Source organism: Porphyromonas pogonae (assembly GCF_036320655.1).
Lineage (GTDB): Bacteria > Bacteroidota > Bacteroidia > Bacteroidales > Porphyromonadaceae > Porphyromonas > Porphyromonas pogonae.
Genome location: NZ_CP143258.1, coordinates 342953 through 355777, shown reverse-complemented (window position 1 = coordinate 355777; position 12825 = coordinate 342953). Strand labels below are relative to the sequence as shown.

The following is a 12825-nucleotide window of genomic DNA, read 5'->3' as shown; positions in this document are numbered from 1 at the left end:
AGCTATTTTAGGGTTAAAATCCCCCGAATTTCAGGGCTAAATAAATCACTTCTTCGTATTATGAGGTGATAATGAATATCTGAATAATACACACTCATTATACTTTATTTTTTTATTGTAGGGGATAGTTTCATCAAGTTATCCACAGCATGTGCAATTCTATTATGATAAGTTTGTGGACTCTTCATAATAGGTCTGTTGTCCGTGTACGATAAGATTATCGACCGTATAAGATAAGTCTATTGTCCGTGTACGATAGGTCGGCAGACTCTGTATAATGAGTTTGCATGCTTCGTAAATGGGATCGTCAATTCTGTACGGCAAATAAGGGTAGTGATAGGGAAGGTGCAATAAGTTAGATGGTGTGAATAACCCGATGTGGCCCAAGTATAGATATTTATATCAACTACTGATTGTGGGAGATTCCGTGTGACAATGGAATGAATGAGCCTTGCTGATTCGTATTTATCTGTAAGGTGATATGCGTTTGGTGTGCCATTGTCTGTATATTGCTTATGGGGCTGTGTAGGGTAAGGGTGGTATAGAAATTCTTGTCAATACAAAGATACAATATTTGCCCCCCCTTGTCAAGCCCCCTGCTATGGCTGAGATCCCTGTAACAGGTGTTTATGAAACAAGGCTTTGATTGTTGACAAAATGATAGTTCCCCTTACGTTCTGATATGATAGATCGGTAGGGGGTGATAGCCTCTTACTTTTATATCTGTGGCGTGCTCCCTTTTATAGACCTGGGGGTGGGGGGCTGTGATATGAAAATGGTGCAGAAGGAGATAGCTCCTGCACCATTTTTTTTATATTTAATGCTCTATATCTTAGAATTCGAAGCCTGCCTTGAAAGACAATCCTCCGAGATTGATACTACCGGTAGTCTTGATATTGTTCATAAATGTAATATTGATATCTTGTCGCTGTAGGGCGTATGCCATGCTGATGTTGAATGCAAAAGACCTGCCCAGTCGCAGCTTGGCTCCGATACCAGGGCTTATATAGAGGCCGTGTACATCTCCTGAGGAGTAACCCATTTTGAACACTGCAAACGGCATGACCACGCTGTAGGGCATCTGAGCTCTTACCTCTCCGTACACCGGTATGCTGAATATTTCTTTGTCGAAGTCATAGTTCAGTGTAATACCCATACCGGTAAAAATATAAGAATTGATCTGATAGCCATGTGAAGTTGCTACCTCGTATCTATCCCAAATAGTCTTGCCTACTCCGATCACATAACCGGCCTCGAATGTTCCGTGATAGCCGGGGCGTATCATTTTGTCAAAAATTCCGTTGGATTTGTCGCTGTTATACTCCCTTTTGAAGGTTGTGGCTTCTTTGTTTATGCGAATTATTTCATCTGCTTTGAACACCATTATGCTGCCGTCTCTCGTCTTTAATTTGAGAAACTCACCGGGTACATACTCTACCACTGTGCCTTTGATGATGCTACCGTTTTTGAGGTAAACAGATTGTGTATAGCCGTTTTGGCTATATCCCATAGTTATGCATGCAATGCATAATACAAGCAGTGTCACTAATTTTTTCATGAAAATGATATTTGTTGAAGTTTGTATGCAGGGCTAGTGGTTGTATGATGATCTTATTTTTTACGCTGCAAATGTAAATAGTCGTCCCTTAAAAAGCACATTTCAGCGCAATCCTCTCCATTGGGAGTGTTTCGCTGATTTTGTTTATTAGGTACAAAAGAAGCTTCATGGCTCTTTTGAAGTTATATGCCGCTGCAGCTAACATTACATTGATAGCATCCCCGAAGAGCCCTTTGTAAAAGTTACGTCCTAAGCGATAATCTGACTTCAAATGTCCGATAGTTGGTTCTATTCCTGCACGCTTGCAGAAAAGTCGATGCTTCTTTTTACGTTGATAATAACTGTCTTTAGCTTTTGGAGTGTCAGGAATCAATATTTGCGTACCGTTTATTTCTTTTTTCCCACGGTAACCTCTATCTCCGGCCAATTTCTTAATCCTTTCTCCCGTGAGTCTCTTCACCTGATCGAGGCTTTGCTCTATGGTATGTCCGTCATACTCATTACGGAAAGAAGAGGCTCCCAAAATCACTCCCGTCATGGAGCGTATAATCGAGACTTTGTTTCCAAACTCATATTTTTTGTGCTCCTTACCTTTACTGATGCATTGAACATCCGGTTCATGAATAGAATAAATCTTTTGAGTGGAATTACGCCGTTGCGAAAGAATCCTTTCAAAGAGGGAAATGAGTTTGTCGTACTCCCTGTTATTACCCAGGTTTCGTTTAAGTTCCCGAACCAAACGTCCCGCTATTGTTCGTAACCGTTTATCCGCTTTAAGAGCTTTCTTACGGTTCTTGGGATGGTTGCGAAAACGTTGATCCCGATAAATTCTTTTCAATACGAAAGTATAGCTTTGACGAATGGGTAGATTGAGAGCCCTTACGATTTTGAGAACCTTGCCTACTATCTTCTTATGCAACTTGGCATCTGTAGGATAAGTCACATTCTTTTCCTGCACGGTGGAGTCTATAAAAGCGGTATCGTGGTGATCCTTCTCATTTTTGTCATCATTCACACGAATACTTTCTGCAAGAATAAGCTCTATCCCTCTTTCGCCGATACGTTTGCGGAAGTGAACCAGTTCCGAGGCATTGCAGGGAAAGGAAGGAGTAAACTCCTGCATGCCACAAAAATATTGAAAATAAGCGTTCTCACTCCATTGTTCTACAACAGATTCATCTGAAATATTGCGCAAATGCTTCAGAATTAAAAGACCACACATTAAACGAATAGGCTTACCGGGACGACCATTGTCAGGGCAATACAAGGAAGAAAAATCCTCTTCGAACCTTTTCCAATCGATTTTATGGGAAAGTTTATACAGAGGATGTTGCTGGTTAAGCAAATCGTCCAGCGAAGAGAATAGAGATTGAACTGTTTGAGTAGGGCGTATCATAAAAAATCTGCAAGTTTCTACATCCAAAGATACAAAAACTTGCAGATTTATCAAAGAGTATAAGAATGTAATTCACTGTATATCAGAAAATAAACGCGATTTTAAGGGGCGACTAAATAAAAAAAGAACTATTTGTGTATTAAAATAGCCTTATACTTAGGGAGCAAAGTATAAGGCTATCGGATATATACGCAATTGGAGCGTTTTAGTGGGCTTCGAGCCAGTTGGCTCCTACACCCATTTCTGCTATGAGCGGGACTTTGAGGTGGGGCAATACGCCCTGCATGCCGTCCAGCACTATTTGCTTCATCTCATCGAGTTCGTCACGGTATACATTGAAGTTGAGTTCGTCATGTACCTGAAGTATCATTCGGCTTTTGAGTCCTCGTTCCTTGATCGTATTGTATATACGTATCATAGCAAGCTTGATGATATCCGCCGCTGTGCCTTGTATGGGAGCATTGATAGCATTGCGCTCGGCATAGCCCCTCACCACGGCATTGGCACTATTGATGTCTTTGAGGTACCGCTTCCTGCCCAGTAGGGTAGTGACATAGCCGGTTTCCTTGGCATCTTCGATGGACTTGTCCATGTATTCCTTGACGCCGGGATAAGAGGCAAAATAACCCTCTATGAGCATTTTGGATTCGCTTCTGGGTATATTGAGCCTTTCGCTGAGGCCGAAGGCGCTGATGCCGTAGATGATACCGAAATTGGCTGTCTTGGCATTGCGTCTCATATCGTCCGTCACGAGTAGTGAGTCTACTCCGTATATCTTGGCGGCTGTGGCACGGTGTATATCCTCACCTGCGTTGAAGGCCTGTATCAGCGACTTGTCACCGCTGAGGTGTGCCATGAGACGGAGCTCGATCTGCGAATAGTCGGCACTGAGGAATACGCATTCGTCACTATCCGGTACAAAGGCTTCGCGGATCATGCGCCCTTCTTCCGTACGAATAGGGATATTCTGGAGATTAGGGTTGCTACTCGACAGCCTGCCGGTAGAAGCTACCGTTTGGTTGAAGGAGCTGTGCAGCTTGCCGTCCGGGTAGATGAGCTCGGGCAGTGACTCGATGTAGGTGCTCAGTAGTTTTTTGAGGCCACGGTACTCCAGTATGCGATCTATAATAGGGTGCTTATCCCGCAACTTCTCCAGGACTTCTTCCGATGTGCTGTAACCTCCCGTTTTTGTTTTCTTGGGTTTGTCTGCTATCTTGAGTTTATCAAAAAGCACTGCACCTACTTGCTGGCTGCTATTGATGTTGAATGATTGCCCTGCCAGACGGTGTATTTCATTCTCCAGACGCAGTAGCTTGGCATTCATGTCCTGAGCTTTGTGTCCCAGTACTTCGGTGTCGAGCTTGACCCCCTCACGTTCCATGGATGCAAGCACGGGTACCAGAGGCATCTCTATATTCTGCATGAGCTCTTCGAGCCCTTGCTCTCTCAGTAGAGGCACGAAGGTCTCGTACAGCCTGTACGTAATATCGGCATCTTCCGCAGCATAGTCGCATAGCTTGCGTATGGGTAAGGCTCTGAGATCATAATTTTTTTTGGCTGTGCTACCTACAAGCTCGGAGAAGTGTATGGTGCGATAGTCGAGATATACCTCCGCCATCTCATCCATGTTGTGGCGAGCGTCAGGATTGAGGAGGTAGTGAGCCACCATGGTATCGAAGAGTGGCCCTTCGACGGCAAAGTCATAGTTGGCAAGTACCTGTATATCGTATTTGAGGTTTTGACCTATTTTCAAAATCTTATCACTCTTGAATACCTTGCTCATGGGGAGGAGTAGGGCGAGGGCATTTTCTCTTTCGGGTGGAATAGGGAGGAAGTAAGCTTCGCCTGACTTCCAAGAGAAGGTCATAGCTACCAATTCGGCTTTGAGTGGATCGAGATTGGTGGTTTCCGTGTCGAAAGCAATTTTCTGCTGTTTATTCAGAAGTGCGTAGAATTCATCTATTTTGCTCTGACTATCAAGGAGATGATAGTTACTATCAGCACTTGATAACTCTGTGAGATTATCGTTTTTGAAAACATCCGTAGGGTTGTCCGCAAATAAGTCTGTGATAAAAGGTTTATCATTGGAAGAAGACACCGCAAATTCTTTGAGTACACGAGGCAATAGAGATTTGAACTCAAGATCGCGGAATATTTCGAGAATGGCATCTTTGTCGGGGCTTTCTTTGAGGAAGGGTTGTTCGTCAAATTCGATGGGTACCGTAGTGCATATCTCCGCTAAGTAGCGTGAGGTATATGTCTCGTCTTTGTTTTCGAGCAACTTCTTTCGGGTGGCACCTTTGATGTCATCGATATGTTCGTAAATGCCATCGATACTTTTATACTCGGCCAGGAGTTTCTCGGCTGTTTTGGGGCCTATACCTTTACACCCCGGTATATTGTCAGAGGCATCGCCTACAAGACCAAGGTAGTCTATGATTTGATTAGTGGATGAGAGGCCGAACTTCCCGCACACTTCACTCGGGCCCCATATCTCGTATCCACCGCCGGAACTTTTGGGGCGGTACATCAGGCTCTTGTCCGTCACGAGTTGTCCGTAATCTTTGTCGGGCGTCACCATCATCACAGTATATCCCTGCGCCTCCGCCTGCTTTGCCAGAGTACCTATCACATCGTCTGCTTCGTAGTTTTCCACTTCCACAATGGGTATCTTGTAAGCTTCTATGATGCGCTTGATGTATGGTACGGATAGTCTGATGGCCTCGGGCGTTTCTTCGCGCTGTGCTTTATAAGCCTCATATTCCTTATGGCGGAAGGTACCGCCCGGAGGGTCAAATACAACGCCTATCAGATCAGGGCGTTCCTTTTCAAGGATATCTTCGAGCATAAGCACGAAGCCGAATATGGCACTGGTATTTCGCCCCTTGGAATCTATACGGGGGCTTCTGATGAATGCATAATAAGCCCGAAATATGAGGGCATAAGCATCGAGCAGGAATATCTTCTTCTCCATAGGATGTCTTTACGTTAATGCGTAAAGATAGCCATCTTTACTGAGATCTACTGCATGGGACGGAGGATAGAGATCCCTTTAGTTGCGTAGAGTAGCGTTGTTGATGTCATCCGCTGCCCGATGTGCATGACGCATGCGTACAAACTTGACTCCGCCTTGCTTTTGTATACGAAGATATTTGCGCTCGACTTCTGCGGATTGTACATCAGCAAGTTTTACCCGGCTATTGGCGGGGAGAAATAATGTTTGTGAGTAAAACAACCCTCTGTCCGTATCCAACACAAAGTTGTAGGGGAAAAGAAAACCAATGTATGCTACCACGTAAATAGATATAACCACTAAGCTGACAAACATATTCTGCGTACGTCCGAAACTCGTCTCGAAGGCGAACATGATCAGTAGACATAGGACGAGGCTGATTGCAAGGAATAGCCACATCTTGGGGCGTGTGTCGAACCACGGTATTTGATTGTATTCTTTTTTCATGCAATAGGTAGTTTGACTTAAAAGTAATAAATATTTATTTACAAGCTTTCTACTAAATTCATTACTTTTGGAGCTCATATCACTTTTTATTAAATTTTAAAAATGAAAGAAAGAACTAAGAAGTTTATGCTTTCAGAGGAAGATATACCGAAGTACTGGTATAATATTCAGGCGGAAATGGCCAACAAGCCTCTACCACCTCTGAACCCTCAGACCAAGAATCCGCTGAAAGCGGAGGACATGTATCCTATTTTTGCAGAAGAGCTATGCCGACAGGAACTTAATCAAACGGACACATGGATCGAAATTCCGCATGAAGTGCGTGAGCGCTACAAGAACTATCGCTGTACTCCGCTGGTGCGCGCTTATGGATTGGAAGAGGCATTGGGTACACCGGCTCACATCTATTTCAAGAATGAAAGTGTAAGTCCCATAGGCTCCCATAAGCTTAACTCCGCACTTGCTCAAGCGTACTATTGCAAACAAGAGGGCGTGACCAATATTACTACCGAGACCGGTGCCGGGCAGTGGGGGGCAGCGTTGTCATATGCTGCGAGTGTGTTCGGTTTAGATGCTGCCGTGTACCAAGTGAAGATCAGTTATGAGCAGAAGCCCTACAGAAGAAGTATCATGCAGACATTCGGTGCACAAGTGACACCTTCTCCTTCTATGTCTACACGTGCCGGTAAGGATGTGCTCACCGCTCAGCCCAATCACCAAGGCTCTTTGGGTACGGCTATCTCCGAGGCTATAGAGCTGGCAAGATCCACTCCCAACTGCAAGTATACTCTGGGGTCTGTGTTGAGTCACGTGACACTGCATCAGACAGTGATAGGTCTTGAAGCCGAAAAGCAGATGGAACTCGCAGGTGAAGATCCTGATATTATCATCGGATGTTTCGGCGGAGGATCCAATTTCGGAGGTTTGTGTTTTCCTTTTATGCGCCATGGATTCAATGGCGGTAAGCAAAGGCGCTATGTTGCTGCCGAGCCTGCATCCTGCCCCAAGCTTACAAGAGGACAATTCAAATATGACTTCGGTGACGAAGCCGGCTATACACCGCTCCTCCCCATGTACACACTGGGTCACAACTTTGCACCTGCCAATATACATGCCGGTGGATTGCGCTATCACGGCGCCGGTGTCATCGTATCACAACTGCTCAAGGATGGTCTGATGGAAGCTGCCGATATCCCTCAGTTGGAATCTTTTGAATCCGGAGTCCTTTTTGCCAAGAGCGAAGGTATTATACCTGCACCTGAGTCGTGCCATGCCATAGCTGCAGCAGTGAGAGAAGCCAATAAATGTAAAGAAAGTGGAGAGGCTAAGGTAATCCTTTTCAACCTTTCCGGTCATGGTTTGATAGATATGGCGTCTTATGACAAGTTCTTGTCCGGCGATTTGGTTAATTATACCTTGTCCGATGAAACGATTGCCAAAAATCTTGAAGGGATGTGAAGAGCATTTGATCAGGGGATAAAGAAGAGGTCATAAGTAAGATTAGCTCAACTTATGACCTCATTTTATTATGCCTTTTAGGGCAAATTTATTCAAACGGATGTTCTCCGGGGGAAATATTGCGTATATGTTTGAGGGAAGTGTCGGATATGCTCTCGAAAATCTGTAAATCGAAGTAGGGTACTACAGCAATGATATGATCAAATATGTCTGTAATGATACTTTCATATTCGCTCCACTCCGTAGTCTTTGCAAAGCAATATATTTCTACCGGCACCCCTTTCTCATTAGGTTCCAACTGTCTTACCATGCATAGCATTTCTTTGCTGATTCGTGGGTGATTCTTGATGTAACTCTCTATATACTTCTCAAAAAGCCCCAGATTAGTAAACCTACGCCCATTGACAAGCATATCATCGGCCGATATTTCTTCATTATGCTTCTTGATCTCCGCTCCTTTTTCGTCAATGTAATGTGTAATAAGCTTTATTCTTTTGAGCTCTCTGAGGTCTTCAGGAGTTACGAATCTCACCGATGATTGTTTGATATGTAGAGGACGTTTGATACGCCTACATCCTGTTTCTTTCATGCCTCGCCAATTTTGCATGCTGCTCGAAATCAATGAATAGGTGGGCACCGTAACGATAGTATTGTCGAAGGCTCTTATTTTTACTGTTGTTAGTGATATTTTCACCACATCCCCATCCGCTCCTTGCGAAGGGATGGTTACCCAGTCTCCTATCCTTACCATGTCATTGGCGGATACTTGTATACTTGCTACAAACCCCACGATGCTATCCTTAAATATCAATAGCAAAACGGCAGAGAAAGCACCAAGCCCCGTCAGCAACTTTTCCAGATCTTTGTTGAGTAGCGTGGAGACCACAAAGATGGCAGTAAGGAAGATAACGAAGATCTTGAATACCTGGGCAAAGCTATCCAGCGGTTTGTCGCTGAACTCTTTTTTACGTCTCAGATAGTCGCGTATAGAATTTACAAAGGCTATTGCCAGCCTGGCCATAAAAATAATCCAATAGATCTCGAGTATCATCAGCGCTATCTTAAAAAATTCGCGCTGTCCCTCCAATACTGTATTGATAGAGATACGTACAAAGCTAAAAGGTATGATGATAGCGAGGAGATAGGGTATTTTGTTGTTTAGTAAGTCTGTAAAATACACCATGCGCTCGTGCCTACCGAGTTTGCGGGTAATGGCATCGAACAGTTTGGTAAAAAGAAACTGCAGCATTCCGCCTATGAGCAATACTACAGCTATCATAAAACCGATATTGATGGCTCGCACAGTATCTTTGGGTATACCCATGCTGTGCAGAAACTTCATCGATGCTTCTATGATAGGGTTGGCAGCGTCGAACATCTTGTCTATACCGTGCTCCAATGGATCTGTTTTTGTCTGAAAAATAAACATGCTGATAATATATTATTCCTGTTCAATAGACAAATATCAAAATTTTCATACAAATAATCAAGATCGCTGTCCTATAAGATGCTTTTTCAGCACTTTTAGTACTTTTGTCCTTTCCATATGCACTGCACCCAAGGGGTCAATGGCATATTGTTGCAAAAACGAAGTGAGTATCACTGGCTTTTGTTATATTTGTGAAAATAAATCAAGTGGGAAAAGCAGAAATGGAATTAACCCCTATCAAGGCTTACGTTGCCGATTATATTGACGATTTCCATCAACAGTTCGACGGTGTATTAAAAAGTAAATCGGAGTGGTTGACTGAAGCAGTACAACATCTTGCCACAGCTACAGGTAAACAGGTCCGTCCTTTATTGACTTCACTTATCGGTAAATTATTTGTTGAGGATCTTCCTCAGAAAACAATAGATGCCGCTGTGTTACTGGAACTCATACACACGGCTACACTTATTCATGACGATGTTATAGATGAGGCCAATACCCGTCGTGGTGTATCTACCCTCAACGCTATATATGACAATCGCATAGCTGTGCTTATGGGTGATTTTATCCTGTCATCAGCACTGCTCAAAGCCATATCCCTACAGGATCTGCGGGTGATGAATATCATATCGTCATTGGGTCGGGATCTTACTGAGGGTGAGATCAAGCAATATGAGACCGCAGATAAAGTATTGCTCAGTGAAGAGACCTATTTTGAGGTAATACACCAGAAGACAGCCATCCTGTTTATGGCTTGTGCCGAAATAGGTGCGATGAGTGTGGATGTATCACAGGACGATATAGACCGTGTGCGTCTCTTCGGAGAGAAGCTCGGCTATGCCTTCCAGATTCGTGATGATATCTTTGACTATTATAAAAGCAATGACGTAGGCAAGCCTACCGGCAATGACATAAGAGAAGGTAAAATTACCTTGCCGCTACTCTATGCTTTACAAAATACTGTGAGTATGGAGCAAGAAGCATGCATGGCTATCTTGAAGCAAAAGCACTTATCTCAAGAAGACGTTGCCAGATTGATCAGTTTTGCCGTGGACAATGGTGGTATCGAATATGCCACCAAGCGTATGCAGGGTTTTGTGGATGAGGCGAAAGCTTTGCTCGAAATATATCCGTGCAATGAGGCTCATAAGTACCTCGACACACTTGCCGATTTCATTGTGGAGCGCAAGCGATAGAGACTTGTCGTACATACACCGTAATAAAAAACCGGAGATTGAGTGGTTCTTTCCTCTCATCTCCGGTTTGTTGTTTCACACTGCTAAGCAGTGGTTTATAGCGCTATATACAGTATTATTTACTCTCGGTATTTTCTACTTCAGGGAGTATATCTTTCTTTGCAGGCACCTTTTGTACGTAGCGCTCCCATAGGCTTGTAAACTCATTGAAAGTTGTTTTCTGAGCCTTTTTCTTTTGCTCATCTTTTTTTGCACTGATCATAGCTCTCTTAATCTTTTGAGTATAGATTACAATATCTCTTTTTGCAAATTAGCTACCAAGCTGCTTGCTCCTATGCGGAAGTACTCCGGAGTAAGCCATTCTTCGCCCAATATGGATTTTACCAGACAGTAATACTTCACAGCCTCTTCTGCAGTGCGTATGCCGCCTGACACTTTGAGCCCGCGTACATGGCCATGCTTGTCGTGATACTCTTTGAGCACCTGACACATCACATAGGCTGCCTCCAGGCTGGCACCAGGGTATTCCTTGCCGGTTGATGTTTTGAGGAAGTCTGCACCGCTGTAAAGAGCGAGTATGGATGCTTTGCGGATGAGTTCGGGTGTTTTCAGTGCTCCTGTCTCCAGTATCACTTTGAGGTGAGCTTCACGACATGTAGCTTTTTGTTCTTCAATTTCGGTAGAGGTTTCCTCATAATCCTCTGCAAAGAACTTACCCATATTGAGCACAATGTCGATCTCATCAGCTCCATCCTTCACAGCCAATGCAGTCTCCGCTAATTTGACTTCTATAAAGCTCTGTGAGGCAGGGAAGCAGCCGCTTACGCAGGCTATCCGTACATCTTCCGTCGTCAGGGTGTCCTTTACCGTTTTTACGAAATTAGGATACACACATATAGCAGCCACCGAGGGGACTGTGGGGTCTGTACCGTCGAAGTCGTTCACTTGGCTTACGAATTTGGCTATGCTCTCTTCCGTATCCGCTCCGTTGAGGCTGGTGAGGTCTATGGTGCCGTGAAGAAACTTCTTCACCTCTATGGTATTGTTCTTCTCGAACTCCTCAGATAGGATCTTTTCTATCTCAGATTGTATCTGCTCTGTTGACAATGCAGCTTTGAAGCTGTCAAATACTTGTTGATACTTGTTGGTCATTGCTTTGTTATCTTAGTTTTTGATTATTTATATGTCTTTCTTTGTCTCGCTCAGTCTTCTTGTCCAGGTTTCTCCTGAAAGTTTCTGTGAGATCCACGCCCGTCTGATTGGCTATGCATAGCAATACCCATAACACATCCGTGAGTTCGTCTCCCAGATCCTTATGGTCTGTGGCCTTGAAGCTTTGATCGCCATAGGTACGAGCCATGATGCGGGCTACTTCGCCCACCTCTTCCGTAAGTATGGCCATATTGGTCAGCTCGGAAAAGTAGCGCACTCCGTAGGTCTTTACCCACTCGTCTACCATGCGTTGTGCACTTGCAAGGGTGATTTCCTTTTCTCGGGAAGTATTCATCTTACTTGTATTATTAATCAAATATACAACAATTCGCTTATTTCTTAATCACTTAGCCCTTACAGATGCTTCTCTGCTCCGGGGTGGGGTAGTGTATATGTTGTCCTTAGATCTTGCATTATCTTACTGTGTTTGTGTTTCATAGCTTTTGTCCTTAGGGGCTTTCTTTATATTGATGACTTGAGGGGATCTTAGCTCTGTATATCGATTACTTACTGATGGAGACTGTTGCAAAAGTCAACAGTCTCATGGATTTTGGAGGCAAAGCCGACAAAAGACACTTTGACCGGGCAGAGAAGGTAAAGTGCAAGGCGCTAAGAGTGAGTGCACAGGGAGTTTACTTCTGGTAAATGACCAAGCGCGAATCTCGCAAGCAACGAAGCAATTTGCCTGCTATGTAACGGTCTCTGATGATGAGGCATTGTATTGATAACATCTTTCTCGACTTACCTATTCTGACATTTTGCTACTTTGGGACAGGTTTTATAAAAATACTCTTTGAGTATTAATTATCTATAATACAGTAATCTAAATTGTTTTATTAACCCTCGTTTCTTGCATAATTTTTTCACTTCGTAGTTAAGCCACAAGGCTTATTTATACTGAGTCTAAATAAGAAAAGCCATTTTGTGCACTTCAAAAGTCCGCTAAATAAAACAAATCATGGTTTGCACTATATATCCTTAAATCATTTTGTATGCTCCTGGTGTATAATTCGGCATTTTTATAAGTAAACGATATTACATGATTTGTTTACTTTTCGCATAAAGTTATGTTCGTTCTTTTATCTCATTGTAAATCAGATTATTATTTCTATATAA

10 protein-coding genes are annotated in these 12825 nt (G+C 43.5%); 2 read left to right on the top strand and 8 right to left on the bottom strand.

What is annotated here, in order from left to right:
- Positions 1–832: 832 nt before the first annotated feature.
- From VYJ22_RS01470 to VYJ22_RS01455, 4 genes are all read right to left on the bottom strand, one after another.
- On the bottom strand, positions 833–1558 hold the full coding sequence (locus VYJ22_RS01470; protein ID WP_329904609.1) for a hypothetical protein: 726 nt from the start codon (positions 1556–1558) through the stop codon (positions 833–835).
- Between the two features lie 88 nt (positions 1559–1646).
- Positions 1647–2954 carry an IS5 family transposase gene (locus tag VYJ22_RS01465; protein WP_329903152.1) on the bottom strand — a complete coding sequence of 436 codons (1308 nt, stop codon included), beginning with the start codon at positions 2952–2954 and terminating at the stop codon, positions 1647–1649.
- 205 nt (positions 2955–3159) lie between these two features.
- Positions 3160–5928 carry a DNA polymerase I gene (polA, locus tag VYJ22_RS01460; protein ID WP_329904608.1) on the bottom strand — a complete coding sequence of 923 codons (2769 nt, stop codon included), beginning with the start codon at positions 5926–5928 and terminating at the stop codon, positions 3160–3162.
- Between the two features lie 78 nt (positions 5929–6006).
- Positions 6007–6414 carry a hypothetical protein gene (locus VYJ22_RS01455; RefSeq protein ID WP_329904607.1) on the bottom strand — a complete coding sequence of 136 codons (408 nt, stop codon included), beginning with the start codon at positions 6412–6414 and terminating at the stop codon, positions 6007–6009.
- A 102-nt stretch (positions 6415–6516) separates the two neighbouring features.
- On the opposite strand from VYJ22_RS01455, the gene VYJ22_RS01450 reads away from it, so the two are divergent.
- Positions 6517–7872, top strand: coding sequence for a TrpB-like pyridoxal phosphate-dependent enzyme (locus VYJ22_RS01450; RefSeq protein ID WP_329904606.1), 1356 nt, complete (start codon positions 6517–6519; stop codon positions 7870–7872).
- 88 nt (positions 7873–7960) lie between these two features.
- Here VYJ22_RS01450 and VYJ22_RS01445 read toward each other — a convergent pair whose 3' ends face one another.
- Complete coding sequence (locus VYJ22_RS01445) at positions 7961–9301, bottom strand: mechanosensitive ion channel family protein (RefSeq protein WP_329904604.1); 1341 nt, start codon at positions 9299–9301, stop codon at positions 7961–7963.
- A gap of 221 nt (positions 9302–9522) precedes the next feature.
- Between VYJ22_RS01445 and VYJ22_RS01440 the strand changes: the two genes are divergently transcribed.
- A complete protein-coding gene (locus tag VYJ22_RS01440; protein WP_329904603.1) occupies positions 9523–10497 on the top strand; it encodes a polyprenyl synthetase family protein in 975 nt (324 codons plus the stop codon).
- A gap of 115 nt (positions 10498–10612) precedes the next feature.
- On the opposite strand, the gene VYJ22_RS01435 is transcribed toward VYJ22_RS01440, so the two are convergent.
- From VYJ22_RS01435 to VYJ22_RS01425, 3 genes are read right to left on the bottom strand one after another with little or no spacing between them, the layout of a single operon-like run.
- The gene (locus tag VYJ22_RS01435) at positions 10613–10759 is read right to left on the bottom strand and encodes a hypothetical protein (RefSeq protein WP_329904602.1); all 147 of its coding nucleotides are present in this window, start codon (positions 10757–10759) and stop codon (positions 10613–10615) included.
- Between the two features lie 26 nt (positions 10760–10785).
- The gene (gene deoC, locus VYJ22_RS01430; RefSeq protein WP_329904600.1) at positions 10786–11649 is read right to left on the bottom strand and encodes a deoxyribose-phosphate aldolase; all 864 of its coding nucleotides are present in this window, start codon (positions 11647–11649) and stop codon (positions 10786–10788) included.
- Positions 11650–11656: 7 nt separating this feature from the next.
- Positions 11657–11980 carry a nucleotide pyrophosphohydrolase gene (locus VYJ22_RS01425; RefSeq protein WP_329905539.1) on the bottom strand — a complete coding sequence of 108 codons (324 nt, stop codon included), beginning with the start codon at positions 11978–11980 and terminating at the stop codon, positions 11657–11659.
- Positions 11981–12825 lie beyond the last annotated feature (845 nt).